This is a genomic window from Pseudomonas sp. F220 (assembly GCF_057813935.1).
This window is the reverse complement of the sequence record NZ_JBVASJ010000001.1, coordinates 126,564-152,329: the sequence shown is the minus strand read 5'-3', so window position 1 is coordinate 152,329 and position 25,766 is coordinate 126,564. Positions and strand designations below refer to the sequence as shown.

The 25,766-nt window shown below is 59.4% G+C and carries 19 protein-coding genes; 14 read left to right on the top strand and 5 right to left on the bottom strand.

Annotated features, from left to right (window positions below):
* Positions 1-146 precede the first annotated feature (146 nt).
* From rnr to ACZYSM_RS00630, 11 genes are all read left to right on the top strand, one after another.
* Entirely contained in the window at positions 147-2,777 is a 2,631-nt protein-coding gene (gene rnr, locus ACZYSM_RS00680) for a ribonuclease R (RefSeq protein WP_489067863.1), read from the top strand.
* The gene (gene rlmB, locus ACZYSM_RS00675; RefSeq protein ID WP_489067861.1) at positions 2,774-3,541 is read left to right on the top strand and encodes a 23S rRNA (guanosine(2251)-2'-O)-methyltransferase RlmB; all 768 of its coding nucleotides are present in this window, start codon (positions 2,774-2,776) and stop codon (positions 3,539-3,541) included. The genes rnr and rlmB overlap by 4 nt, the downstream gene beginning before the upstream one ends.
* Positions 3,542-3,857: 316 nt before the next feature.
* A complete protein-coding gene (gene rpsF / locus ACZYSM_RS00670; protein WP_489067859.1) occupies positions 3,858-4,283 on the top strand; it encodes a 30S ribosomal protein S6 in 426 nt (141 codons plus the stop codon).
* A gap of 28 nt (positions 4,284-4,311) precedes the next feature.
* Positions 4,312-4,542 carry a 30S ribosomal protein S18 gene (gene rpsR / locus ACZYSM_RS00665; protein WP_002551829.1) on the top strand — a complete coding sequence of 77 codons (231 nt, stop codon included), beginning with the start codon at positions 4,312-4,314 and terminating at the stop codon, positions 4,540-4,542.
* Between the two features lie 36 nt (positions 4,543-4,578).
* Entirely contained in the window at positions 4,579-5,472 is an 894-nt protein-coding gene (locus ACZYSM_RS00660) for a hypothetical protein (RefSeq protein ID WP_489067857.1), read from the top strand.
* 19 nt (positions 5,473-5,491) lie between these two features.
* Positions 5,492-5,938, top strand: coding sequence for a 50S ribosomal protein L9 (rplI, locus tag ACZYSM_RS00655; protein ID WP_489067855.1), 447 nt, complete (start codon positions 5,492-5,494; stop codon positions 5,936-5,938).
* A gap of 111 nt (positions 5,939-6,049) precedes the next feature.
* A complete protein-coding gene (dnaB, locus tag ACZYSM_RS00650) occupies positions 6,050-7,444 on the top strand; it encodes a replicative DNA helicase (RefSeq protein WP_150640431.1) in 1,395 nt (464 codons plus the stop codon).
* A 211-nt stretch (positions 7,445-7,655) separates the two neighbouring features.
* The gene (locus ACZYSM_RS00645) at positions 7,656-9,959 is read left to right on the top strand and encodes a YgiQ family radical SAM protein (protein WP_489067852.1); all 2,304 of its coding nucleotides are present in this window, start codon (positions 7,656-7,658) and stop codon (positions 9,957-9,959) included.
* A 476-nt stretch (positions 9,960-10,435) separates the two neighbouring features.
* A complete protein-coding gene (locus ACZYSM_RS00640) occupies positions 10,436-13,711 on the top strand; it encodes a transglutaminase family protein (RefSeq protein ID WP_489067850.1) in 3,276 nt (1,091 codons plus the stop codon).
* 88 nt (positions 13,712-13,799) lie between these two features.
* Positions 13,800-16,286 carry a circularly permuted type 2 ATP-grasp protein gene (locus ACZYSM_RS00635; RefSeq protein ID WP_489067848.1) on the top strand — a complete coding sequence of 829 codons (2,487 nt, stop codon included), beginning with the start codon at positions 13,800-13,802 and terminating at the stop codon, positions 16,284-16,286.
* Entirely contained in the window at positions 16,286-17,179 is an 894-nt protein-coding gene (locus ACZYSM_RS00630; protein ID WP_489067846.1) for a transglutaminase family protein, read from the top strand. Before ACZYSM_RS00635 ends, ACZYSM_RS00630 begins: the two co-directional genes overlap by 1 nt.
* Before the next feature lie 355 nt (positions 17,180-17,534).
* On the opposite strand, the gene ACZYSM_RS00625 is transcribed toward ACZYSM_RS00630, so the two are convergent.
* Positions 17,535-17,723: a hypothetical protein gene (locus ACZYSM_RS00625; RefSeq protein WP_489067844.1), complete on the bottom strand. Its 189-nt coding sequence runs from the start codon at positions 17,721-17,723 to the stop codon at positions 17,535-17,537.
* A 68-nt stretch (positions 17,724-17,791) separates the two neighbouring features.
* Entirely contained in the window at positions 17,792-18,379 is a 588-nt protein-coding gene (locus ACZYSM_RS00620; RefSeq protein WP_489067842.1) for a cytokinin riboside 5'-monophosphate phosphoribohydrolase, read from the bottom strand.
* Positions 18,380-18,723: 344 nt separating this feature from the next.
* On the opposite strand from ACZYSM_RS00620, the gene azu reads away from it, so the two are divergent.
* Positions 18,724-19,170, top strand: coding sequence for an azurin (gene azu / locus ACZYSM_RS00615; RefSeq protein ID WP_489067840.1), 447 nt, complete (start codon positions 18,724-18,726; stop codon positions 19,168-19,170).
* A gap of 192 nt (positions 19,171-19,362) precedes the next feature.
* On the opposite strand, the gene nadE is transcribed toward azu, so the two are convergent.
* From nadE to ACZYSM_RS00600, 3 genes are all read right to left on the bottom strand, one after another.
* Positions 19,363-20,190, bottom strand: a complete 828-nt coding sequence (nadE, locus tag ACZYSM_RS00610) for an NAD(+) synthase (protein ID WP_489067838.1) — start codon at positions 20,188-20,190, stop codon at positions 19,363-19,365.
* A gap of 3 nt (positions 20,191-20,193) precedes the next feature.
* Entirely contained in the window at positions 20,194-21,420 is a 1,227-nt protein-coding gene (pncB, locus tag ACZYSM_RS00605; RefSeq protein ID WP_489067836.1) for a nicotinate phosphoribosyltransferase, read from the bottom strand.
* 230 nt (positions 21,421-21,650) lie between these two features.
* Positions 21,651-22,562: a LysR family transcriptional regulator gene (locus ACZYSM_RS00600; protein ID WP_489067834.1), complete on the bottom strand. Its 912-nt coding sequence runs from the start codon at positions 22,560-22,562 to the stop codon at positions 21,651-21,653.
* 176 nt (positions 22,563-22,738) lie between these two features.
* Between ACZYSM_RS00600 and amaB the strand changes: the two genes are divergently transcribed.
* Both amaB and amaA read left to right on the top strand, forming a co-directional pair.
* Positions 22,739-24,229 (top strand): L-piperidine-6-carboxylate dehydrogenase, encoded by a 1,491-nt coding sequence (amaB, locus tag ACZYSM_RS00595; RefSeq protein WP_489067832.1) that lies wholly within the window; start codon positions 22,739-22,741, stop codon positions 24,227-24,229.
* A gap of 155 nt (positions 24,230-24,384) precedes the next feature.
* Positions 24,385-25,668, top strand: coding sequence for an L-pipecolate oxidase (gene amaA / locus ACZYSM_RS00590; RefSeq protein ID WP_489067830.1), 1,284 nt, complete (start codon positions 24,385-24,387; stop codon positions 25,666-25,668).
* The last annotated feature ends 98 nt before the right edge of the window (positions 25,669-25,766 follow it).

Genomic DNA, 25,766 nt, shown 5'->3' with positions numbered 1-25,766 from the left:
ATACCTGGAAAATTTCGCGAGCGGCATTCACGTGAGCTTTCTATGCTTGGCAAAGGGCTTTTCAAGTGCTGTCCGAGCCTGAAATTTCCCGTTTCAATACGCGTATGCCAAACTAACCCGCATATAGACAAGGTGAAAACTCTCTAATGGCCGATTGGCAGTCCCTCGATCCCGAGGCCGCTCGTGAAGCGGAAAAATACGAAAACCCTATTCCTAGCCGCGAACTGATCCTCAAGCATCTTGCTGATCGGGGTTCGCCGGCTAACCGCGAGCAGTTGGTGGAGGAGTTTGGTCTGACCACAGAAGACCAGCTCGAAGCCCTGCGTCGCCGCCTGCGCGCCATGGAGCGCGATGCTCAGCTGATTTATACCCGCCGTGGTACTTATGCGCCGGTGGACAAGCTCGACCTGATCCTCGGTCGCATCAGTGGTCACCGTGACGGCTTCGGTTTTCTGATCCCGGACGACGGCAGTGACGATCTGTTCATGAGCCCGGCGCAAATGCGCTTGGTGTTCGACGGTGACCGTGCGTTGGCCCGGGTTTCCGGTCTGGACCGTCGTGGCCGCCGTGAAGGCGTGATCGTCGAAGTGGTTACCCGTGCCCACGAAAGCATCGTTGGTCGTTACTTCGAAGAAGGCGGCATCGGCTTTGTCGTTGCGGACAACCCGAAGATCCAGCAAGAAGTGCTGGTCACGCCGGGCCGTAACGCCAGCGCCAAAGTCGGTCAGTTCGTTGAAGTGAAGATTACTCACTGGCCGACGCCACGCTTCCAGCCGCAAGGCGACGTGGTCGAGGTCGTGGGCAACTACATGGCGCCGGGCATGGAGATCGATGTCGCGCTGCGTACTTACGACATTCCTCACGTCTGGCCTGACGCGGTGCTCAAAGAAGCCGCCAAGCTCAAGCCGGAAGTCGAAGAGAAAGACAAAGAGAAGCGCATCGATCTGCGCCATCTGCCGTTCGTCACCATCGACGGTGAAGATGCACGCGACTTCGATGACGCGGTCTATTGCGAAGCCAAGCCCGGCAAGCTGCGTTTGTTCTCCGGTGGCTGGAAGTTGTACGTGGCCATTGCCGACGTTTCCAGCTACGTGAAGATCGGTTCGGCGCTGGATACTGAGTCCCAGGTACGCGGCAACTCGGTGTATTTCCCCGAGCGCGTGATACCGATGCTGCCGGAGCAGTTGTCCAACGGACTGTGCTCGCTGAACCCGAAAGTCGACCGTTTGGCCATGGTCTGCGAGATGACTATCTCGAAAACCGGCGAGATGACCGATTACCAGTTCTACGAAGCGGTGATCCACTCTCAGGCGCGGCTGACCTACAACAAGGTCAGCACGATCCTTGAGCAGCCGAAAGCCAGCGAAGCCAAACAGCTGCGTAACGAATACTCGGATGTCGTGCCGCACCTCAAGCAGCTCTACGCGCTGTACAAAGTGTTGCTCGGCGCACGGCATGTCCGTGGTGCGATCGATTTTGAAACCATGGAAACCCGAATCATCTTCGGTTCCGAGCGCAAAATCGCTGAAATCACCCCGACTGTTCGTAACGATGCGCACAAACTGATCGAGGAATGCATGCTGGCGGCCAACGTGGCCACTGCTCAATTCCTCAAGAAGCACGAAATCCCTGCGTTGTACCGGGTCCACGATGGTCCGCCGCCGGAGCGTCTGGAAAAACTTCGCGCCTTCCTTGGTGAGCTCGGTCTGTCGTTGCATAAAGGCAAAGAGGGTCCGTCGCCTAAGGACTACCAGGCTCTGCTCGCCAGCATCAAGGATCGTCCGGACTTCCATCTGATCCAGACTGTGATGCTGCGTTCGTTGAGTCAGGCGGTTTATAGCGCCGATAACCAGGGCCACTTCGGTCTGAATTACGAAGCCTATACCCACTTCACTTCGCCGATTCGCCGTTACCCGGACCTGCTCACGCACCGGGCGATTCGCAGTGTCATCCACTCCAAGCAGAACACCCCGCACGTCAAACGCGCCGGTGCGATGACCATTCCGAAAGCGCGTATCTATCCGTACGATGAGGCGGCGCTGGAGCAGCTCGGCGAGCAATGCTCGATGAGCGAGCGGCGTGCAGACGAAGCGACTCGTGACGTTGTGAACTGGCTCAAGTGCGAGTTCATGAAAGACCGTGTTGGCGAGTCGTTCCCGGGTGTGATCACCGCCGTGACAGGTTTTGGCCTGTTCGTTGAGCTGACCAATATCTATGTCGAGGGTCTGGTGCACGTCACCGCCTTGCCGGGTGACTACTACCACTTCGATCCTGTGCACCATCGCCTTGCCGGTGAACGTACCGGTCGCAGCTTCCGTTTGGGTGACACCGTAGAAGTGCGGGTCATGCGGGTTGACCTGGACGAGCGCAAGATCGACTTCGAGATGGCGGAAAAAACCATCAGCGCGCCGATCGGCCGTAAAAAACGTACGTCGGGCGTTGATGTGCCTGCGGCGACGCCTATTCCAGAGCCAGCGACGGCGAAAACCGGGCGTCGTGGCACTGCCGAGAAGAAATCGAGTGAGGCTTATCGTCCAAGCGACGCTGCGGCAAAAAACGCCGAGCTGCGCAAAAGTCGTGAAATGAAGCAGGCATTGCTGAACGACGCGAAAAGCGGCGGTAAAGCGGCGTCTGAGGGAAAGTCCGGAAGGTCGGGGCCAGCCAGTTCGACGGGCAAGCCAGCCAAACCGAGTAAACACCGTAAAGGCCCGCCGAAAGCGGGCTCGGCTCCTGCCGCGAAAAGCGGCGGAGTGCGTAAACCTAAGGCCAAGTCATGAGTCAGTTGGAAAAAGTCTACGGCGTGCATGCTGTAGAAGCGTTGTTGCGTCATCACCCAAAACGGGTCAAGCAGATTTGGCTGGCTGAAGGCCGCAGCGATCCGCGGGTTCAGACGCTGATCGAACTGGCGAACGAAAATCGCGTCGCCGTCGGCAACGCTGAACGTCGTGAGCTGGATGCGTGGGTCGAGGGTGTGCATCAGGGCGTGGTCGCGGATGTAAGTCCGAGCCAGGTCTGGGGCGAGGCGATGCTCGACGAGCTGCTCGATCGCACCGAAGGTGCACCGTTGCTGCTGGTGCTCGACGGCGTGACCGATCCGCACAACCTCGGCGCGTGCCTGCGTTCGGCCGATGCGGCCGGTGCGCTGGCAGTGATCGTCCCGAAAGACAAGTCGGCCACGCTGACCCCGACGGTACGAAAAGTCGCTTGTGGCGCGGCGGAAGTGATTCCATTGGTGGCCGTGACCAACTTGGCGCGCACCCTGGAGAAACTCAAGCAGCGTGGCTTGTGGGTCGTCGGAACGGCGGGTGAGGCTGAGCAGGATCTGTATCAGCAAGACCTGACCGGCCCGACCATCCTGATCATGGGCGCGGAAGGCAGCGGGATGCGTCGCCTGACGCGCGATCTTTGCGACTACCTGGTACGCCTGCCGATGGCTGGCAGCGTCAGCAGTCTCAACGTTTCCGTGGCGACCGGTGTTTGCCTGTTCGAAGCGCTGCGTCAGCGCAGCGTCAAGGCTGCTGGAACTACCAAGAAGTCCTGATCTGCTGCAGATCTCCTGTGGGAGCGAGCCTGCTCGCGATAGCGGTGTAACATTCAGCATAAATATTGAATGTTGCGCCCCCATCGCGAGCATGCTCGCTCCCACAATGGTTTGTGTCAGGGCGAAAGGTTGTGGTGTGAACGAGCTGTTCAAATAATCACCAATTGCCTTGCGCCTCTTACGCCCCTTCTCTACAATTGCGCCCCTTGCTGTGACGGCAGGCACGCATGTGTCTATCGCTGGCAAGTCCATAAGTGTCATTCACTCCTTGTCTGACCGCTTTTGAGCGGCAGGCTACAACCCGTAAGGAGCATTCATGCGTCATTACGAAATCATCTTTTTGGTCCACCCGGATCAAAGCGAGCAAGTCGGCGGCATGGTTGAGCGTTACACCAAGCTGATCGAAGAAGACGGCGGCAAAATCCACCGTCTGGAAGATTGGGGCCGTCGTCAACTGGCCTACGCAATCAACAATGTTCACAAGGCTCACTACGTGATGCTGAACGTTGAGTGCACTGGCAAGGCCCTGGCCGAGCTGGAAGACAACTTCCGCTACAACGATGCTGTGATCCGTAACCTGGTCATCCGTCGCGAAGAAGCCGTTACCGGCCAATCCGAGATGCTCAAGGCTGAAGAAAACCGCAGTGAGCGCCGTGAGCGTCGTGACCGTCCTGAGCACTCCGACAGCGCCGATGGCGATGACGGTGACAACAGCGACGCCAGCGATAACGCTGACGAGTAATCCACGGACCTTTTGAGGAGCCAATTACATGGCACGTTTCTTCCGTCGTCGTAAATTCTGCCGCTTCACCGCTGAAGACGTGAAAGAGATCGATTACAAAGATCTCAACACTCTGAAAGCTTATGTATCCGAGACCGGCAAAATCGTTCCAAGCCGCATCACCGGTACCAAAGCTCGTTATCAGCGTCAGCTGGCCACCGCTATCAAGCGCGCCCGCTTCCTGGCCCTGCTGGCCTACACCGACAGCCACGGCCGCTGAGACCGGGCAGTCGACACGTAGTAAGGGATTGAATGCATGCGCGCCTTAGCTGAGTTCATCATGCGCGGCCGTATGCAGGCCACTCTGGTAGTGGCCGGATGTGCAGCGTTGCCGTTGTTGTATTGGTTGGGTGCTGCCGCGGGAAGCTTTGTGCTCCTGCGGCGCGGATTGAAGGATGCCCTTGGCGTCCTTGCTCTGGGACTGCTGCCGGCGTTGATCTGGTGGCTTTATTCTGATGATCCACGCGCACTTATGGTGTTGCTCGGTTCGTCGGGCCTTGCGTTGGTTTTACGCGCAAGTGAATCCTGGAACCGCGTGCTGCTGGTCAGCATAGCGATGGGATTGGTGTTTTCTGTGGTGTTGGGTGCGGCTTTCCGCCCTCAGATCGACAGCCTGGCGCAGGAGTTGGTAAAAATCCTGCCGCTGGCGCTCGGTGATCTCTACCAGCGGTTTTCGGTAGAAGAGCGAGCGCGTCTGGCGTCACTGATTGCACCGGTCCTGACCGGCCTGATAGCGGCTTTGTTGCAGATCGTCAGTGTGCTGAGCCTGATTCTTGGGCGCTACTGGCAGGCGTTGTTGTACAACCCCGGTGGTTTTGGTCGCGAGTTTCGCGCCATTAGAATCCCGCTGGGGCCGGCGATGTTGCTGCTGGCGTGCATGCTTCTGGGGCCGAATTTCGGTTCGCAGATGGCGATGTTGACGCCGTTGTGCAGCGTACCGCTGGTGTTCGCCGGGCTGGCCCTGATTCACGGGCTGGTGGCTGAAAAGCGACTGGCCAAATTTTGGCTGGTGGGGTTGTACGTAACGCTGTTGCTGTTTATGCAGCTGATCTATCCGTTACTCGTGGTGTTGGCCATTGTCGACAGCCTGATTGATTTTCGCGGTCGTTCGGCGCCGAAAGACGCCGATAACGCGAACGGTGAAGGTTAAAAGTTAAGAGGATTTTCACATGCAACTGATCCTTCTGGAAAAAGTCGCCAACCTGGGCAACCTGGGCGACAAAGTGAATGTTAAGGCCGGTTACGGTCGTAACTTCCTGCTGCCATACGGCAAAGCTACCGCTGCGACCGCTGCCAACCTGGCTGCGTTCGAAGAGCGTCGTGCTGACCTGGAAAAACTGGCTGCAGACAAAAAAGCTTCGGCTGAAAGCCGCGCTGCCCAACTGGCTGAGCTGGAAGTGACTATCACTGCCACCGCCGGTGACGAAGGCAAGCTGTTCGGTTCGATCGGCACCCACGACATCGCTGATGCACTGACCGCCTCTGGCGTTGAAGTTGCAAAAAGCGAAGTTCGTCTGCCGAACGGCACCATCCGCAACGTAGGCGAATTCGACGTAGCCGTGCACCTGCACGCTGAAGTTGAAGCAACCGTACGCGTTGTTGTGGTGGCTGCTTAAGCAGCACTTGATCGTCTGGCGACATGTTCGTCAGGCGGTTAACATCGGGCACGATCCTGTTTACAGGTCGTGCCCTTTGTCTTTCTGTAGAACCTCTAATTCCAAGTGGCCATGAACGATATCTCTGCTCCTGAGCAATACGATCTGCAAACCGCTGCCCTGAAGGTGCCGCCGCATTCCATCGAGGCCGAACAGGCCGTGCTCGGTGGTCTGATGCTGGACAACAACGCCTGGGAACGCGTGCTCGATCAAGTCTCTGACGGCGATTTCTATCGGCATGACCACCGTCTGATCTTCCGTGCGATCGCCAAACTGGCCGATCAAAACTCGCCGATCGACGTCGTGACGCTTGCCGAGCAATTGGACAAGGAAGGTCAGACCTCGCAAGTCGGCGGCCTCGGTTATTTGGGCGAGCTGGCGAAAAATACTCCGTCGGTTGCCAACATCAAGGCCTATGCGCAGATCGTTCGCGAGCGAGCGACGTTGCGTCAGCTGATCGGCATCAGCACCGAAATCGCCGACAGCGCCTTCAACCCGGAAGGCCGCTCAGCTGCCGAGATCCTCGACGAAGCCGAACGGCAGATCTTCCAGATCGCCGAAGCGCGGCCGAAAACCGGCGGCCCGGTCAGCGTCAACGATCTGTTGACCAAGGCCATCGACCGTATCGATACGCTGTTTAATACCGACAACGCCATTACTGGCCTGTCCACCGGTTATACCGACCTCGACGGAATGACCAGCGGCCTGCAACCATCCGACTTGATCATCGTCGCCGGCCGACCGTCCATGGGTAAAACGACCTTCGCCATGAACCTGGTGGAGAACGCCGTACTGCGAAGCGAGAAGGCTGTATTGGTCTACTCGCTGGAGATGCCAGGCGAATCGCTGATCATGCGTATGCTTTCGTCCCTTGGCCGGATTGACCAGACCAAGGTCCGTGCCGGTCGCCTGGAGGACGATGATTGGCCGCGCCTGACCTCGGCGGTCAACCTGCTCAACGATCGTAAGCTGTTCATCGATGACACCGCCGGCATCAGCCCGTCGGAGATGCGTGCGCGTACTCGTCGACTGGTGCGTGAGCATGGCGAAGTTGGCTTGATCATGATCGACTACCTGCAATTGATGCAGATTCCAGGCTCCGGTGGTGATAACCGGACCAACGAGATTTCCGAGATTTCTCGCTCGTTGAAGGCTTTGGCCAAGGAATTCAACTGCCCGGTAGTTGCGCTGTCGCAGCTCAACCGTTCCCTGGAGCAGCGTCCGAACAAGCGCCCGATCAACTCCGACTTGCGGGAATCCGGAGCGATCGAGCAGGACGCCGACGTCATCATGTTCGTGTACCGGGACGAGGTGTATCACCCGGAAACCGAGCACAAAGGCATCGCTGAGATCATCATCGGCAAACAGCGTAACGGCCCGATCGGCACCACGCGCCTGGCGTTCATCGGTAAATACACCCGTTTCGAAAACCTCGCGCCAGGCAGTTACAACTTCGACGACGAGTAAGCTCTTCGGCGTCTGGTCGGGCCTCTTCGCGGGCAAGCCTCGCTCCTACGGATAATTTGAGTCCTGTAGGCGCGAGGCTTGCCCGCGAATGGGGTCGACACCCATTTCCGACCATTGCGGTCGGAATTGGTTAAATTTTGTGCTATATTCCGCGCCCGCGAAATTCTTTGGAAACAAAGAGTCCCATTGAAAGCCAACACCGGTCATCGACATGCAAGCAGCCAAGCCGTTATTTGACTATCCCAAGTACTGGGCCGAATGTTTCGGGCCAGCGCCATTCCTGCCAATGAGCAGGGAGGAGATGGATCAGCTTGGCTGGGATTCCTGCGACATCATCATCGTCACCGGTGATGCCTACGTCGATCACCCATCGTTCGGTATGGCGATCATCGGCCGTTTGCTTGAGGCCCAGGGCTTTCGCGTCGGCATTATCGCGCAGCCTAACTGGCAGTCCAAAGACGACTTCATGAAGCTCGGCGAGCCGAACCTGTTCTTCGGCGTCGCGGCCGGCAACATGGACTCGATGATCAACCGCTACACCGCCGACAAGAAAATCCGTTCCGATGACGCCTACACCCCGGGTGGCATGGCTGGCAAACGTCCGGATCGCGCGAGCCTGGTTTATAGCCAGCGCTGCAAAGAAGCCTACAAGAATGTGCCGATCGTTCTCGGCGGCATCGAAGCTTCGCTGCGCCGCATCGCCCACTACGATTACTGGCAGGACCGGGTTCGTAACTCGATCCTGATCGACGCCTGCGCCGACATTCTGCTTTACGGCAACGCCGAGCGCGCGATCGTTGAAGTCGCCCAGCGTCTGTCCTACGGTCACAAGATCGAAGACATCACCGATGTTCGCGGCACCGCGTTCATTCGTCGTGACACGCCGCAAGGCTGGTACGAGGTCGACTCCACGCGTATCGACCGTCCGGGCAAGGTCGACAAGATCATCAACCCGTACGTGAATACCCAGGACACCCAGGCCTGCGCTATCGAGCAAGAGAAGGGTCCGGTCGAGGATCCGCAGGAAGCCAAGGTCGTGCAACTGCTGGCGAGCCCTCGGATGACCCGCGACAAGACTGTGATTCGTCTGCCATCGGTAGAAAAAGTCCGTGGTGACGCCGTTCTTTACGCCCACGCCAACCGCGTGCTGCACCTTGAAACCAACCCGGGCAACGCCCGTGCGCTGGTTCAGAAGCATGGCGACGTGGACGTCTGGTTCACTCCGCCACCGATTCCGATGACCACCGAAGAAATGGACTACGTGTTCGGCATGCCCTATGCGCGCGTTCCGCACCCGGCGTACGGCAAGGAAAAAATTCCGGCCTACGACATGATCCGTTTCTCGGTGAACATCATGCGCGGCTGCTTCGGCGGCTGTACTTTCTGCTCGATCACCGAGCACGAAGGTCGGATCATCCAGAACCGCTCGGAAGAATCGATCATTCGCGAAATCGAAGAGATTCGCGACAAGGTTCCAGGCTTTACCGGCGTCATTTCCGACCTCGGCGGCCCGACCGCGAACATGTACCGCATCGCCTGCAAAAGCCCGGAAATCGAATCCGCGTGCCGCAAGCCTTCGTGTGTGTTCCCTGGTATTTGCCCGAACCTGAACACCGACCACTCTGCGCTGATCCAGCTGTATCGCAGCGCTCGCGCCTTGCCGGGCGTGAAGAAGATCCTGATCGCCTCCGGTCTGCGCTATGACCTCGCGGTCGAGTCGCCGGAGTACGTCAAGGAGCTGGTGACCCACCACGTGGGTGGCTACCTGAAGATCGCCCCGGAACACACCGAGGAAGGTCCGCTCAACCAGATGATGAAGCCGGGCATCGGCAGCTATGACAAGTTCAAGCGGATGTTCGAGAAGTACACCAAGGAAGCCGGGAAAGAGCAGTACCTGATTCCGTACTTCATTGCTGCGCATCCGGGAACCACCGATGAAGACATGATGAACCTGGCCCTGTGGCTCAAGGGCAACGGTTTCCGTGCCGACCAGGTGCAGGCGTTCTACCCGTCGCCGATGGCTACTGCCACCGCCATGTACCACTCGGGCAAGAACCCGCTGCGTAAGGTCACCTACAAGAGCGACAGCGTGACCATCGTCAAGAGCGAAGAGCAGCGTCGTCTGCACAAGGCGTTCTTGCGTTATCACGACCCTAAAGGCTGGCCGATGCTGCGTGAAGCCTTGACCCGCATGGGGCGTGCCGACCTGATCGGGCCGGGCAAGAACCAGCTGATCCCGCTGCATCAGCCGGCGACCGACAGCTACCAGAGCGCCCGTCGCAAGAACTCGACGCCGGCTGGCAGCCATAAAGTGGCCAAGGACACGACCACCAAGATCCTGACTCAGCACACTGGCCTGCCTCCACGCGCGAGCGATGGCGGCAACCCGTGGGACAAGCGTGAACAGGCCAAGGCTGCGGCGTTTGCCCGCAACAAGCAGGCAGCCAAGGAGCGTCTGGACGCGGCCAAAGGCAAAGGCAAGAAGCCTGATCGCAAGCCGGTCGTACCGCGTTAAGCGCAGCTTGCTCTGAACAGAACGCCAACCTTCGGGTTGGCGTTTTGCGTTGTGGGGCTGGGTGGTTTTGGGTGTCAGAAAGCTCCACCCCTCACCCTAACCCTCTCCCCAGAGGAGAGAGGGAGCTGAGCGAGGCGTTTGGTGGAGATGCTGCGACCTGAAAAACCGAGTCGAGTTTTGACTTCATAAAACCTGAGGGCGACTCAATCTATCAGGTCGCAGTACTTCTTAAGTTCACCCCCGTCAGTCCCCTCTCCCCCTTGGGGATAGGGCTAGGGTGAGGGTGGATCTTGAGTCGAGCGAGCTACCTGCCTGTCCGCCGCCTCATTTGCGTGCAACTCTCCCAAAGCAAAATCCTGCATTGCGCGGTTTTGGTGCTGTACTGCCCTGAGCAATCGAAGAAAGCACCTGACTTGTCTGGATGGCATAAGTCTTGCGCCGCATTCGATAACGTTCAGGCTCGCAGGAGGCACGCCGTGTCGATCCATGTCGCATTGCACCATGTCACGCATTACCGCTATGACCGTGCGGTCGAGCTCGGTCCGCAGATCGTTCGCCTGCGTCCGGCGGCCCACAGTCGCACGCGAGTTTTGTCGTATGCGCTGAAGGTTTTGCCTGAGCAGCATTTCATCAATTGGCAACAAGACCCCCAGGGCAATTACCTGGCACGGCTGGTATTCCCGGAAAAAACCAAAGAGCTGCGGATCGAGGTCGATCTGCTGGCCGAGATGGCAGTGTTCAATCCGTTCGACTTCTTCCTTGAGCCCTACGCGGAAAAGATTCCTTTCGCCTACGCCGCTGACGAACAGCGTGAGCTGGCGCCGTATCTGGAAACGCTGCCGCTGACGCCGAAACTCAAAGCGTATCTAGACGGTATCGACCGTACGCCACTGCCCAGTGTCGATTTTCTGGTCGCGCTGAATCAGCGCCTGAGCGAAGACATTGGCTACCTGATTCGTATGGAGCCGGGTGTGCAGACGCCCGAGCACACCCTTGAGAATGCTTCCGGCTCCTGCCGCGATTCAGCCTGGCTGTTGGTGCAATTGCTGCGCAACCTCGGCCTTGCGGCGAGGTTTGTCTCCGGTTACCTGATTCAACTGACCGCCGACGTTAAAGCCCTCGACGGGCCATCCGGCACAGAGGTGGACTTCACCGACCTGCATGCCTGGTGCGAGGTGTACTTGCCGGGTGCCGGCTGGATCGGCCTGGACGCAACCTCCGGGCTGTTTGCCGGTGAAGGGCATATTCCGTTGGCCTGTAGCCCCGATCCGTCCTCTGCCGCGCCAATCAGTGGCTTGGTCGAACCGTGCAAGTGCGAATTTACCCACGAAATGTCAGTGGAAAGGATTTGGGAGGCGCCGCGGGTCACCAAGCCCTACACCGAAGACCAGTGGCTGGCGATTCAGACCCTGGGCCGACAGATCGATACCGACCTGCTTGAAGGCGATGTACGGCTGACCATGGGCGGTGAGCCGACCTTCGTCTCTATCGACGATCCGGATGGCGCTGAATGGAACACCGCGGCGCTGGGGCCAGCCAAGCGCACGTTGTCCGCCGAGCTGTTTCAACGCATGCGCAAACACTACGCCCCCAAGGGACTGGTGCATTTTGGCCAAGGCAAGTGGTACCCCGGCGAGCAGCTACCGCGCTGGTCGCTGAACGTGTATTGGCGGCGCGATGGCGTGCCGATCTGGCACAACAGCGCGCTGATTGCCGATGAGCAGGAAGACTACGGCGCTGATGGTGAGTTGGCCGGGCGTTTTCTGGCGAGTGTGGCCGAACGTCTGAAGCTGCCGACACGCTTTGTGTTTCCGGCCTACGAAGACAATTTCTATTATCTCTGGCGCGAAGGCGCCTTGCCGCTGAACGTCAGCGCCGAAGACTCACGCCTGGGCGACGAACTCGAACGTGCGCGCCTGCATAAAGTCTTCAGCCAAGGCCTGGACAAAGTTATTGGCCAGGTCCTGCCGCTGGCGCGTACCGCCAAGGGCGATCAATGGCAGAGCGGTCGTTGGTACTTGCGTGAAAACCATTGCCGACTGGTGCCGGGCGATTCGCCATTGGGTTATCGCTTGCCGCTGGCTTCACAGCCTTGGGTGACGGCGGCGGAATATCCGTTTGTGCATCCCACCGATCCGAATCAGGACCTGCCGGAGTTGCCCAATACTGCGCAGTTGCAGATCCACGGCGATCCGGCACTCGCCGATGAGCGCACCCCTGAACTTGATGAGTCCGCCGATTGGCTGACCCGCACCGCGTTCTGCGCCGAAGCGCGGGAAGGGCGGTTGTATCTGTTCATGCCGCCGCTGGAGCGGGTGGAAGACTATCTGGAATTGGTCAGTGCCATCGAAGCCACCGCCGAGGAGCTGCATTGCCCGGTGTTGCTGGAAGGCTATGAGCCGCCGAGCGATCCGCGTCTGAGCAACTTTCGCATCACCCCCGACCCGGGTGTGATCGAGGTCAACGTACAGCCGTCCGCCAGTTGGGACGAACTGGTGGAGCGCACCGAATTTCTCTACGAAGAGGCGCGGCAGACGCGACTGACCACCGAGAAATTTATGATCGATGGTCGCCACACAGGAACTGGCGGCGGTAACCATTTCGTACTGGGTGGTGCGACACCGGCCGACTCTCCGTTTCTACGTCGCCCGGACTTGCTGCGCAGCCTGATCAGCTACTGGCATAACCACCCGTCGCTGTCCTACCTGTTCTCTGGATTGTTCATCGGCCCGACGTCCCAGGCGCCGCGGGTGGATGAAGCGCGTAACGATGCGTTGTATGAGCTGGAGATCGCCTTCGCGCAAATGCCCGAACCGGGTGAAGAATGCCCGCCATGGTTGGTCGACCGCTTGCTGCGCAACCTGTTGATCGACGTGACCGGCAACACCCACCGCGCCGAGTTCTGCATCGACAAGTTGTATTCGCCTGATGGCGCTACCGGTCGCCTTGGGCTGCTGGAGCTGCGAGCGTTCGAAATGCCGCCCCATGCACGCATGAGCCTGACTCAGCAACTGCTGCTGCGGGCGCTGGTGGCGCGGTTCTGGCGTGAGCCTTACGCGCCGGCCAAGCTGGCCCGTTGGGGCACCGAACTGCATGACCGCTTCCTGCTGCCGCACTTTATCGAGCAGGACTTCGCCGATGTTATCGTCGACCTGAACGCCGCAGGCTATGCCGTGCGTGCTGAGTGGTTCGCCGCGCATCTGGAGTTCCGCTTTCCGAAGGTCGGCGATTACGCGGTCAGTGGTATCGAGCTGGAGCTGCGCCAGGCCCTCGAGCCCTGGCACGTCTTGGGTGAGGAGGGCACGGCCGGGGGCACGGTGCGCTATGTCGATTCGTCGCTGGAGCGCTTGCAGGTCAAGCTCACCGGCCTGCCAACCCAGCGCTATTTGCTGACCTGCAACGGCATCCCGGTGCCGCTGCAAACGACCGGGCGGGTCGGCGAATTTGTCGCTGGCGTGCGTTTCCGCGCCTGGCAGCCGGCCAATTGCCTGCAACCGACCATCCCGGTGCATGCGCCGTTGGTGTTCGACCTGTTTGACACCTGGATGCAGCGCTCGCTGGGCGGCTGTCAGTACCACGTCGCCCATCCGGGCGGGCGCAACTACGACAGTTTGCCGGTGAATGCCAACGAAGCCGAGAGTCGGCGGATGGCGCGCTTCTTCCGCCTCGGCCACAGCCCCGGAAAGTTGCCGGTGCCGACTTTGACGATCAACGACGAGCTGCCGATGACGCTCGATTTGCGACGTTTCTAAAGCAGACACGACGCTCGGATTTCTCGCATATCCGGGCGTCATCTGTCTGCGCTAATCTGCCTTTTCCTTGGTATCTGCCGAGTTTTCCATGCCTGACCTGCTTGACCGCTACCCGCTGACGGCGGGGACTTATCACGAATTGCTCGACGACAGCGGCGCGGTGCGCCCGCACTGGCGTCGGCTGTTCGACCAATTGCAACGCAGCACCCCGGCGCAACGGGTGCAGCGTCAGGCGCTGCTGGCTCGGCAGATCCAGGAAAACGGCGTGACCTACAACGTCTACGCCGACCCCAAGGGCGCTGATCGCCCGTGGGAGCTGGATTTGCTGCCCCATGTGATTGCCGCCGATGAGTGGCAGCAACTCGCCGCCGGGATAGCCCAGCGCGCGCGGTTGCTCAATGCGGTGTTGGCGGATCTGTACGGCCCGCAACGTTTGATCGCCGAAGGGCTGCTGCCGGCCGAACTGGTGTTCGGTCACAACAATTTCCTGTGGCCTTGCCAGGGCATTCAGCCACCTGACGGGGCCTTTCTGCATCTGTACGCCGTGGATCTGGCGCGCGCCCCTGATGGTCGTTGGTGGGTGACGGCTGACCGGACTCAAGCTCCATCCGGCGCCGGTTATGCACTGGAAAACCGCACCATCGTCTCGCGAGCGTTTCCAGAGCTGTACCGCGATCTGAAAGTGCAGCATCTGGCCGGATTTTTCCGCACCTTGCAGGAAACCCTGGCTCGCCAGGCACCGAGCGATGATGAAGCACCGTTGGTGGTGCTGCTGACGCCGGGGCGTTTCAACGAGAGTTATTTCGAACATCTGTATCTGGCGCGCCAGCTTGGTTATCCACTGGTCGAGGGCGGTGATTTGACCGTGCGCAACGCCACGGTCTACCTGAAGACTCTGAGCGGTCTGCGTCGGGTCCACGCCATCATGCGCCGGCTCGACGATGACTTCTGCGACCCGCTGGAGCTGCGCACCGACTCGGCCCTGGGTGTGCCGGGCCTGCTTGAGGCAGTCCGCGTGGGTAGGGTGTTGGTGGCCAATGCCTTGGGCAGTGGGGTGCTGGAGTCGCCGGGATTGCTGGGGTTTCTGCCACGGATCAATCAATTTTTGTTCGGCGAAGAATTGATCTTGCCGTCGATTGCCACCTGGTGGTGTGGCGAGGTGCCGGTGTTGGCTCAGGCGCTGGAAAAGATGCCGGAGCTGCTGATCAAACCAGCCTTCCCCTCACAAAGTTTTGCTCCGGTGTTCGGTCGCGATCTGAGTGACGAGCAGCGCCAGGCCTTGATCGAGCGCATGCAGGCCCGGCCTTACGCCTACGTCGCGCAGGAATTGGCGCAGCTGTCCCATGCGCCGATTTGGCAGGCTGAAGACGGCCAGTTGCAGCCGCGTGCCATCGGCATGCGAGTGTATGCGGTGGCCAGTGACGACGGTTATCGCGTGCTGCCCGGCGGCTTGACTCGGGTGGCGGCCGAGGCTGATGCCGAGGTGGTGTCGATGCAGCGCGGCGGTGCGAGCAAGGACACTTGGGTGCTGGGTGAGCGCGCGCCGAACGGCGAGCAATGGAAGACCCAACGGACCATTGGCGTGCACGATCTGGTGCGCCGAGATCCGTACTTGCCCTCGCGGGTGGTGGAGAACCTGTTCTGGTTCGGCCGTTATTGCGAGCGTTGCGACGACAGTGCCCGACTGCTGCGGATCATGCTGGCGCGGTATATCGACGGTGATGATCCGCAAGCATTGCAGGCGGCGGTCGATCTGGGTGAGAGCCTGATGCTGCTACCGGAGGAAGGCGAATTGCCTGAGCGGCTGCTGGCAGCGTTGCTCGGCGATGACTGGGCGTTCAGCCTGCGCTCCAATCTACAGCGCTTGCAGTGGGCGGCCTCCCAGGTGCGCGGCAAACTCTCGCGGGAGAACTGGCAGGCGCTGGTGGAACTGCAACGCGAAGCCATGGCGCTGGAAACCGAAGAGCCGGATTTTGGCGAGTTGCTGGATTTCCTCAACCGTTTGGTGATGTCGCTGGCGGCGCTGTCCGGCTTTGCCCTGGACGACATGACTCGCGACGAAGGCTGGCGTTTTTTGATGATCGGTCGGCGACTTGAGCGGCTGCAGTTTCTCAGTAGCAGTCTCGCTGCATTCTTGCGCGGTGCTGCAGCTTTTGATCAGGCTGGGCTGGAATGGCTGCTGGAATTGGGCAACAGCAGCATCACTTATCGTTCGCGCTACCTCGCGGTGGCGCAGTTGATTCCGGTGCTCGACCTGTTGCTGCTCGATGAGCAGAATCCCCACGCGGTGCTGTTTCAGTTGAAGCTGGTGGCACGCACCCTCAAGCGTTTGAACGACGACTTCGGCGTGCCGGGCGAGGTGGGACTGCCCAGACTGGTGGAACGCCTGGCGTGCTTTGACTTGAGCTGCCTGGAAAACGCTCTGTTCGGCGAGGCCAGTGTGCGCGCCGCCCTTGATGGCTTGGCGGACCTGCTGCAAGAAGTCGCCGACGCCAGCGGGCAAGTGTCCGACCGCTTGGCGCTGCGGCATTTCGCCCACGTTGATGATATCAGCCAGCAAACGGTGTCTGTCTGATGAGCGCCCATTACCAGATTCTCCACGACACCCATTATCACTACGACAGCCCTGTCTCACTGGCCCAGCAGCTTGCTCACTTATGGCCGCGACCTTGTGCCTGGCAGCGCTGTACCGAGCAGCAACTGCTGATCAGCCCGGAGCCGACCTCGCGGCGCGATGAGCTGGATGTGTTCGGCAACCCGTTGACTCGCCTGGCCTTTGAGCGGCCCCACGATGAACTGCTGGTCAACGCCCGACTGACGGTCGAGGTGTTGGCCAGGCCAGCACTGAATTTCAACCAGTCTTTGGCCTGGGACGCGACCCGCAGTGCGCTGACCTACAGCAGCCAGCCGATTTCACCGGCGCTGCTGGAAGCCTGTCGCTATCGCTTTGAGTCGCCTTACGTGCATTTGAAGAGCAGCTTCGTTGAGTTTTCCGAGAGCTGCTTTCCTCTTGGTCGGCCCTTATTGCTAGGGGTTCAGGCGTTGATGGAGAAGATCTTTAGCGAATTTACCTTCGATGCCGAGGCCACCCAGGTTGCAACGCCGCTGGTGGAAGTGCTGGAGCGTCGGCGAGGGGTGTGTCAGGACTTTGCTCACCTGATGCTCGCGTGCGTGCGTTCCCGTGGGTTGGCGGCGCGTTATATCAGCGGCTACCTACTGACCCAGCCACCGCCGGGCCAACCGCGCCTGATCGGGGCGGACGCGTCCCACGCCTGGGTTTCGGTGTTTTGTCCGGTGCTGGGCTGGGTCGACTTTGACCCGACCAACAATGTGCAGCCAGCGCTGGAGCACATCACTCTGGCCTGGGGCCGGGACTTTTCCGATGTGTCGCCTCTGAGGGGAGTGATTCTGGGGGGAGGGAGTCATGATCCGGAGGTGCGGGTGACGGTGATGCCTTTAGAGGCGTGACGCCAGTCGGCACTTGTAGTGATTGTGCAGCCGCCTTCGCGGGCAAGCCTCGCTCCTACTGGTATTGCACCGCCTCTGTAGGAGCGAGGCTTGCCCGCGATCGAGCGCGAAGCGGTCGCAAAATCAGTCACTCCGACTCTTACAGTAAAAACACGGTTTGGCATTCCACGACTGCTACGCAGCCGAGCGGGTGCAAGCGCCCTCGCCACAAGGTTCGCGGGCGATCAATGCCGGATGGTTTTCTGCTTCGGGGATTTGTGCAATTCGATTGTGGGACTGTGAGGGTCAGCAGCGTAACTGCTGACCCTGGACACAGATCCGGTGGGCCTGATCAGATCATCGGGCCCGGAGGGACTCAGGCTTCAGGAGCCTGATCTTTCGGTGCTTCAACATCATCAGCAACCACTTCGCCTTCTGCATCCGGGTTCAGTGCAGCTGCTTCTTCTTCAGCTGTAGCTTTCTTGCGTTGAAGCTTTTCCTCTTTCTTCTGCTCTTTAGCCAAGTCTCTCTGACGTTTGGCGAACGAGTAATTAGGTTTAGCCATGGGCGATCCTCTGGGGTCGAAGGTGAGGTTGAGCGGCGCGTATTCTGCCTTTAAACAGGGTGCAAGGGTTAGCTGGGTTTTTGTCCGGGCCATTTTGGCGGTACCAAAGGTTTCCAGGCATCCAGCGCGTCCAGCAAATGCTGCGGCGATTCGCTCACTTGCAGCATGGCACGGTGATGGTCGCGAACGAAGCCTTCGCCGACGACATGATCAAGAAAACCGGTGAGTTTCTCGTAAAAGCCGTTTACTTCCAGCAGCCCCAGCGGCTTGCCGTGGTAGCCCAACTGACCCCAGGTCCAGACTTCAAACACCTCTTCCAGGGTGCCCAAACCGCCAGGCAGAGCGATAAAGGCGTCGCTCAACTCAGCCATACGGGCCTTGCGCGCATGCATGCCGTCGACGACTTCCAGGCGGGTCAGGCCTTCGTGGCCGATTTCCGAGTTCTTCAGGCTTTCTGGAATGATCCCGATCACTTCACCGCCCCCCGCCAGTGCAGCGTCGGCGACGATCCCCATCAAGCCGACCGCGCCGCCGCCATAGACCAGGGTCAGCTTGCGCTTGGCCAGCTCGCGCCCCAAGGCAACGGCGGCTTCACGGTAAACCGGATTAGTGCCGGTACTGGCACCACAAAATACACAAACAGACGCTAAAGACATGCCTTACTCCGTGGTCAGTGACGACCTCAGAGTAATGGCTGGCGGACGGCTCTCCAAGTGTTAAACCTCGCGTTGCGGCTTTTCGTAGGTGCCGCTGGCACCGCAGGCGTAAGCGGCAAGCAAACTGCGAAACAGGCTACTAAGGTGCATGACAGACGCTCCAGAAGGTGATGACGACCTGATCATAGGTCCGTGCCGGGCGTCTGGCTGGTTGATTGTTTCGATCAGTGTCATAGCCTGAAAGTTGTATACAATTTCTTGATTCAGGTCATAGGAACTTGCCGGGATTTCAGGCAGTCTTCACTCTATATGCCTTTTTGTTAACCCTGCCTTGGAGATTCACCATGTTTGCCAAACTCGTTGCGGTTTCCCTGCTGACACTGGCCAGCAGCCAATTGATGGCTGCCGAGTGTAAGGTCGATGTCGACTCCACCGATCAGATGTCCTTCAACACCAAGGAAATCACCATCGACAAGAGCTGCAAGACCTTCACCGTCAACCTTGCGCATTCCGGCAGCTTGCCGAAAAACGTCATGGGCCATAACTGGGTACTGAGCAAAACCGCAGACATGGCTGGTATCGCCACTGACGGCATGGCCGCCGGTATCGACAAGAACTACCTGAAAGAAGGCGACACCCGCATCATCGCCCACACCAAGATCATTGGCGCTGGCGAGAAAGACTCGGTGACCTTCGACGTCTCGAAACTGACCGCCGGCGAAAGCTACCAGTTCTTCTGCTCGTTCCCGGGTCACAACTCGATGATGAAAGGCGCTGTTGTCCTTAAGTGATCGGCTGCTTCATTCAGACCGAGTTATCGTTCATCGCGAGCAGGCTCGCTCCTACATGGTTCAATACATAACCTGTAGGAGCGAGCTTGCTCGCGATGGCGGCTGAATGATCAACGCAAGATTCAGCCAAGAAAAAGCCCACTGAGGTTTAACTCTTCAGTGGGCTTTTTTTCGCCTGCGTCCTACCGTGGTTTACGGCGCGAACGGCATCACACGCTTGTGATGGGTTTTCTTGTAGGTGTCGCAGATGATTTTGAACGCTTCTTCACGCACCGGTTGGCCGTGCAAGAAGGCATCGATCTCGGCATAAGTCACGCCGTGGGAGGCTTCGTCCGGTTTGCCGGGCGATAGATCTTCCAGGTCGGCGGTCGGGATTTTCTCCACCAGACACTCCGGGGCGCCGAAGTGTCGAGCGATGGCCCGAACCTGATTTTTCACCAGCCCGCTCAGTGGCGCTAGATCGCAGGCGCCGTCGCCGAACTTGGTGAAGAAGCCCATCACCGCTTCCGCCGCGTGGTCAGTCCCGATCACCAGACCATGAGCAGCGCCAGCGATGGTGTACTGCGCGACCATGCGCATCCGCGCCTTGGTGTTGCCCAGGACGAAATCCACCGAGACCGCATGCTTGCCTTCAAAGGCCGCGACTTCGTTGGCCAGGGACTTGACCGCCGGGCCGATATTCACGGTGTGGCGCTCGTCCGGTGCGATGAAGTCCACCGATGCCTGAGCGTCGTGTTCATCGAACTGGGTTTCATAGGGCAGGCGCACGGCGATAAAGCGGTACTGCGGGTCCGCGGTTTGCTCGCGCAGTTGTTCCATCGCCCGCTGGGCCAGCAGGCCAGCGGTCAGGGAATCGACACCGCCACTGATACCCAGCACCAGGGTTTTGAGCCCGGAATTGAGCAGGCAGTCCTGGATAAAGGTAATCCGCCGGGCGATTTCCGCCTCGAGGGCGGCGTGGTCGGTAAAGGGCGGTTGGACCTTGAGCTGTTCAGCAATCTCACGCTGTACGGCTTGCATGATTCACTCCTTGCTTGATGTGCCAAATAGGGCGGCAGGTACTTTGAAAACGTGGCGCAAGTAAGCGACGAAGTTTGGATCCGTGCAATGGGTCTTGCCCGCTTCATCGGAGATCTTCGCGACGGGCTCGCCATTGCAGGCGTTCATTTTAAGCACGATGTTCATCGGCTCGACACCGGGAATATCGCACGTCAGGTTGGTGCCTATGCCAAAGCTGACATTGATCCGACCCCGCAGCGCGCGAAATATCTCCAGGGACTTGGGCAGCGTCAGGCTGTCGGAGAACACCAACGTCTTGCTCATCGGCTCGATGCCCAGCTTGTGGTAGTGAGCGATGGCTTTTTCAGCCCAGAGGATCGGGTCACCGGAGTCGTGGCGCAGGCCGTCGAACAGCTTGGCGAAGTACAGATCGAAATCGCTCAGGAAGGCATCGGTGGTGATGCAATCGGTCAGGGCGATCCCCAGCAGGCCGCGGTACTCGCGGACCCAGCAATCGAGCGCAGCGATCTGGCTGTCGATCAGCCGTGGGCCGAGTTGCTGGTGGGCCATGATCCATTCGTGGGCCATGGTGCCCAGCGGCTTCATGTCCAGTTCGCGAGACAGGTGCACGTTGCTGGTGCCGACGAATCGCCCGGGAAAATCGTGCTTGAGCACGTTGACCACTTCTTCCTGGACCCGGTAGGAGAAGCGCCGGCGGGTGCCGAAGTCGGCCACTTGCAGGTGCGCCAGTTCATCGGCGCTGGCGTTGGCCGTCAGCCAGTCAAACTTGCGGTACAGCTGCTCGCGGACCTGCTCCATGACGATCTCGCGGTAGCGATAGCGGTTACGCACTTCGCTGACGATCGCCAGCAGCGGCACTTCGAAGAGGATGACATGCAGCCACGGACCGCGCAGGCGGATGAACAACTCGCCGTTTTCGATGCCCGTGTGGACGTAGCGCAGGTTGAAGCGGAACAGCCCGAGAAAGCGCAAAAAATCCGGCTTCATGAAGCTGATGTGTTCCAGAAAACTCAGTTGATCGGCGCTCAGGCTCAATTCGGCTAGACGCTCGATCTGAAAACGAATCTCCGCCAGATACGGGCGCAGATCCTCGCTGTTACGGCAGCGGAACTCCCATTCGACTTCAACGTTGGGGTAGTTGTGCAGCACCGCCTGCATCATGGTCAGTTTGTAGAAGTCGGTGTCGAGCAGGTTCTGCACGATGCGATCGGCAAACACACTCTCGCTCATAACGGGAATCTCCAGACGGGTCGCTGCTTTAGGCCGCGACCGTTCAGCTATTTCAATGAATGGGGCTAGTGGCGCATATCGGTGGTGGGTATTGCCAGTGATTTTTTAGACCGCAGCAGATTCCTGTGGGAGCGGGCTTGCTCGCGAAGGCGTAATTCCAGCCAACATTAATGTTGAATGTGCCGGCCCCTTCGCGAGCAAGCCCGCTCCCACAGGGATTATGGGAAGCTTCAAATTTGCGGGGCATCCGGGCTATCGAGCTGCTCCAGCATCCACTTCACAAAATCCCGGACCTTGGGCACTTCCGCCGAATGCTCCGGGTAGGCCAGGTAATAGGCGTCGTTGCTGGGCATCGCGTATTGCCACGGGATCACCAATTTGCCGTCGGCCAGTTCTTCTTCCACCAGAAACCGTGGCAACAGCGCCACGCCACAGCCGACCTGGGCGGCGCGGATGCACATGTAAAAGGTTTCGAAACGCGGGCCGTGATAGCTGTGTTCGGTATGGTAGCCCTGGCTGTCGAACCAGTCGTGCCAGGCCTGGGGCCGGGAGGCATTTTGCAGCAGCACCAGTTCGCTGAGTTGCGTCGGATCAGTGAACGGTTTGTCTGGCAGGCTGCTCGGCGCGCACACAGGCACAAGCTCTTCGCCGAACAACTTCAGGCTCTCGGTGCCGGGTCGCGAGCCCTGGCCAAAGTAGAAGGCCAGGTCGCTGCGGCCTTGCAGCAAATCGTCGGCTTCCTGTTCGTTGCACAGGTCCAGATGGATATGCGGATGGCGCAGGCGCCAGCCCTTGAGCCGCGGTACCAGCCAGCGCGCACCGAAGGTCGAGGGCGTCGAGACCCGCAGCACTTCTGTTTCGCCGCCGTAGGAGCGCAGGTAATGGGTCGACATCTCTACCTGGGTGAGGATTTTGCGCACTTCAACCAGGTACAGATCCCCGGCCGGGGTCATTTGCAGGCGTCGGCGAACACGACGGAACAGCAGGTGCTGGAGCAATTCCTCCAACTGCGCGACCTGTTTGCTGACCGCGCTTTGGGTCAGGTTCAGCTCTTCAGCGGCGCGGGTGAAGCTCAAGTGACGGGTGACCGCCTCGAAGCACTGCAACGCGGTGATCGATGGCAGGTAGCGTTTATTCAGCATGGGTGGGCCCTTATTCTTGTCTCAGCGCTGCTGTGCCGTTGCAGCATGAATAAACGGAATGATATCTCGCCTAAACGTCGTTTGTTGGCAAGTCTCAGTCCGGCTACAACTACAGGTCTGAATAGTCGCGTTTACCGGCTACGAAATTTCTGTTTTTCATGCTTAAGGAGTGACCTATGGTTGCCGCATTGCTTGATCGTCTTGGTGTAAATCCGGCCCTGTATCAATCCGGTAAACAGCCCGTGCATACGCCGATCGACGGCAGCCGTATCGCCTCTGTGAACTGGGAAGGTGCCGCGCAAGTCGAGCAGCAGGTCAGTCGCGCAGAGCATGCGTTCGAGCTCTGGCGTAAAGTCCCGGCGCCGCGCCGTGGCGAGTTGGTGCGCCAGTTGGGCGATATTTTGCGCGAATACAAGGCAGACCTCGGTGAGCTGGTGTCCTGGGAAGCCGGCAAGATCACTCAGGAAGGTCTGGGTGAAGTGCAGGAAATGATCGACATCTGCGACTTCGCTGTCGGCCTGTCTCGTCAGCTGTACGGTTTGACTATCGCTTCCGAGCGTCCTGGCCACCACATGCGCGAAACCTGGCATCCGCTGGGGGTGATCGGGGTGATCAGCGCGTTCAACTTCCCGGTCGCGGTCTGGGCCTGGAACACCACGCTGGCGCTGGTCTGCGGCAACGCGGTGATCTGGAAACCGTCGGAGAAAACCCCGTTGACCGCACTGGCTTGCCAGGCGCTGTTCGAGCGTGTGCTGAAGAATTTCAGTGATGCACCTGAGTACCTGAGCCAAGTGATCATCGGCGGTCGCGATGCCGGTGAAGCGTTGGTCGACGACCCGCGTGTAGCGTTGATCAGCGCCACAGGCAGTACCCGCATGGGCCGCGAGGTGGCACCGAAAATCGCCGCGCGTTTCGCCCGCAGTATTCTTGAACTGGGTGGCAACAACGCGATGATCCTCGGCCCAAGCGCCGACCTCGACATGGCCGTGCGGGCGATTCTGTTCAGCGCAGTCGGTACCGCCGGTCAGCGTTGCACCACGCTGCGTCGCTTGATCGCTCACGAATCGGTCAAGGAAGAGATCGTTACCCGCCTCAAAGCCGCTTATTCCAAAGTGCGCATCGGTCATCCGCTGGAAGGCAATCTGGTCGGTCCGCTGATCGACAAACACAGCTTCGAGAACATGCAGGACGCGCTGGAGCAGGCACTGAGCGAAGGCGGCCGGGTGTTTGGTGGCAAACGCCAACTGGAAGACAAATTCCCCAACGCCTACTACGTGTCGCCCGCGATCGTCGAGATGCCGGAGCAGAGCGATGTGGTCTGCACTGAAACCTTCGCGCCGATTCTGTACGTGGTCGGTTACAAGGATTTCGCCGAAGCATTGCGTTTGAACAATGCGGTGCCACAAGGTCTGTCGTCGTGCATCTTCACCACTGACGTACGTGAGGCTGAGCAGTTCATGTCGGCGGTGGGCAGCGACTGCGGCATCGCCAACGTCAACATCGGCCCGAGCGGCGCGGAAATCGGCGGCGCCTTTGGCGGCGAGAAAGAAACCGGTGGCGGCCGTGAGTCCGGCTCCGATGCATGGCGCGGTTACATGCGCCGCCAGACCAACACCGTCAACTACTCGCTGGAGTTGCCGTTGGCCCAGGGGATTACGTTTGACTAAATCTTGAGTCAAACGGATATCCCCTGTGGGAGCGAGCCTGCTCGCGATAGCGGTCTGTCAGTCACATCAATGCTGGATGTGCCGCCGTCATCGCGAGCAGGCTCGCTCCCACACTGAATTGTGTGGTGGTTAGGTTTCATTTTCGGAGTCTGGCAATGCCGTTACGCGAAGAATGTCTGTGGGAAAAACTGACGCCGCAAAGGCCTGACAATGCCGCGCTCAAAGGCGAGGTGACGGTGGATGTCTGCGTGATCGGCGCAGGTTTCACCGGTTTGTCGGCGGCGGTGCATTTGCTTGAGCAGGGCAAAAGCGTCTGTGTGCTGGAGGCCCATCGCGCCGGCCATGGCGGTTCGGGGCGCAATGTCGGGCTGGTGAATGCCGGGATGTGGATTCCTCCGGACGAAATCGAAGCGGGTTTCGGCAAGGCGGTTGGCAGCCAGCTCAATCGCATGCTCGGCGCGGCGCCATCATTGGTGTTCAGCCTGATCGACAAATACAACATCGACTGCCAGCTGCGTCGCGAGGGCACGCTGCACATGGCCCACAACGCCCGTGGCGAAGCAGACCTGCGCAGTCGCGAGGAGCAATGGAAACGTCGCGGTGCTCCGGTGGAGTTGTTGACCGGTGCGGCCTGCGAAGCCGCCACGGGCACAAAAAAAATTGCCGCAGCCTTGCTCGACCGGCGAGCGGGCACCTTGAACCCGATGGCCTACACCTCTGGTCTGGCCAAGGCTGCGGTCGGTTTGGGCGGTCAGTTATTCGACCATTCGCCGGTCACTCGACTGGAACGTCAAGGCCAACGCTGGTCGGTGCAGACGGCGCAGGGTTCGGTGCTGGCCGAGAAAGTCGTCATCGCCTCCAATGCCTACACGGAAGGCGATTGGACAGAACTGCGACGTAACTTCTTCCCCGGTTATTACTATCAAGTGGCCTCAAAACCACTGACCGAAGAAGCGGCGCAACAGATTTTGCCCGGCGGCCAGGGCTCCTGGGATACCCGTCAGGTACTGAGCAGTATTCGTCGGGATGCCGATGGGCGTCTTTTGCTCGGCAGCCTGGGTAATGGCAATCAGAAGCCGACCTGGTTCCTGAAATCCTGGGCCGATCGGGTTCAGCAGCACTACTTCCCTTACCTCAAACCAGTGGAATGGGAATACACCTGGACCGGTTGCATCGCCTTTACGCCCGATCATTTGATGCGTTTGTTTGAACCAGCGCCCGGTTTAGTGGCAGTCACTGGCTACAACGGTCGCGGCGTGACCACCGGCACCGTGGTCGGCAAAGCCTTCGCCGATTACCTGTGTAATGGAAATCCTCAAGCGTTGCCGATTCCCTTCGCGCCCATGCAACCACTGGCCGGGGTTGGGTTGCGCAGCTGTTTGTACGAGGCGGGCTTCTCCCTGTATCACGCAGGCCAGTGCCTGCGGATCGTTATCTGATTGTCGAAATGTGTTGTTGGATGCGGCGCTTTTCAGCGAAGCGGCTAGCCTGTAGTGGTGCGGGTTGTAGCAGTCTCGCACCGTAAGTGTGCACTTCG

Coding starts and splice junctions, on each gene's coding strand:
- rnr (WP_489067863.1), top strand. CDS start 147: ATGGCCGATTGGCAGTCCCTCGATCCCGAGGCCGCTCGTGAAGCGGAA.
- rlmB (WP_489067861.1), top strand. CDS start 2,774: ATGAGTCAGTTGGAAAAAGTCTACGGCGTGCATGCTGTAGAAGCGTTG.
- rpsF (WP_489067859.1), top strand. CDS start 3,858: ATGCGTCATTACGAAATCATCTTTTTGGTCCACCCGGATCAAAGCGAG.
- rpsR (WP_002551829.1), top strand. CDS start 4,312: ATGGCACGTTTCTTCCGTCGTCGTAAATTCTGCCGCTTCACCGCTGAA.
- ACZYSM_RS00660 (WP_489067857.1), top strand. CDS start 4,579: ATGCGCGCCTTAGCTGAGTTCATCATGCGCGGCCGTATGCAGGCCACT.
- rplI (WP_489067855.1), top strand. CDS start 5,492: ATGCAACTGATCCTTCTGGAAAAAGTCGCCAACCTGGGCAACCTGGGC.
- dnaB (WP_150640431.1), top strand. CDS start 6,050: ATGAACGATATCTCTGCTCCTGAGCAATACGATCTGCAAACCGCTGCC.
- ACZYSM_RS00645 (WP_489067852.1), top strand. CDS start 7,656: ATGCAAGCAGCCAAGCCGTTATTTGACTATCCCAAGTACTGGGCCGAA.
- ACZYSM_RS00635 (WP_489067848.1), top strand. CDS start 13,800: ATGCCTGACCTGCTTGACCGCTACCCGCTGACGGCGGGGACTTATCAC.
- ACZYSM_RS00630 (WP_489067846.1), top strand. CDS start 16,286: ATGAGCGCCCATTACCAGATTCTCCACGACACCCATTATCACTACGAC.
- ACZYSM_RS00625 (WP_489067844.1), bottom strand. CDS start 17,723: ATGGCTAAACCTAATTACTCGTTCGCCAAACGTCAGAGAGACTTGGCT.
- ACZYSM_RS00620 (WP_489067842.1), bottom strand. CDS start 18,379: ATGTCTTTAGCGTCTGTTTGTGTATTTTGTGGTGCCAGTACCGGCACT.
- azu (WP_489067840.1), top strand. CDS start 18,724: ATGTTTGCCAAACTCGTTGCGGTTTCCCTGCTGACACTGGCCAGCAGC.
- nadE (WP_489067838.1), bottom strand. CDS start 20,190: ATGCAAGCCGTACAGCGTGAGATTGCTGAACAGCTCAAGGTCCAACCG.
- pncB (WP_489067836.1), bottom strand. CDS start 21,420: ATGAGCGAGAGTGTGTTTGCCGATCGCATCGTGCAGAACCTGCTCGAC.
- ACZYSM_RS00600 (WP_489067834.1), bottom strand. CDS start 22,562: ATGCTGAATAAACGCTACCTGCCATCGATCACCGCGTTGCAGTGCTTC.
- amaB (WP_489067832.1), top strand. CDS start 22,739: ATGGTTGCCGCATTGCTTGATCGTCTTGGTGTAAATCCGGCCCTGTAT.
- amaA (WP_489067830.1), top strand. CDS start 24,385: ATGCCGTTACGCGAAGAATGTCTGTGGGAAAAACTGACGCCGCAAAGG.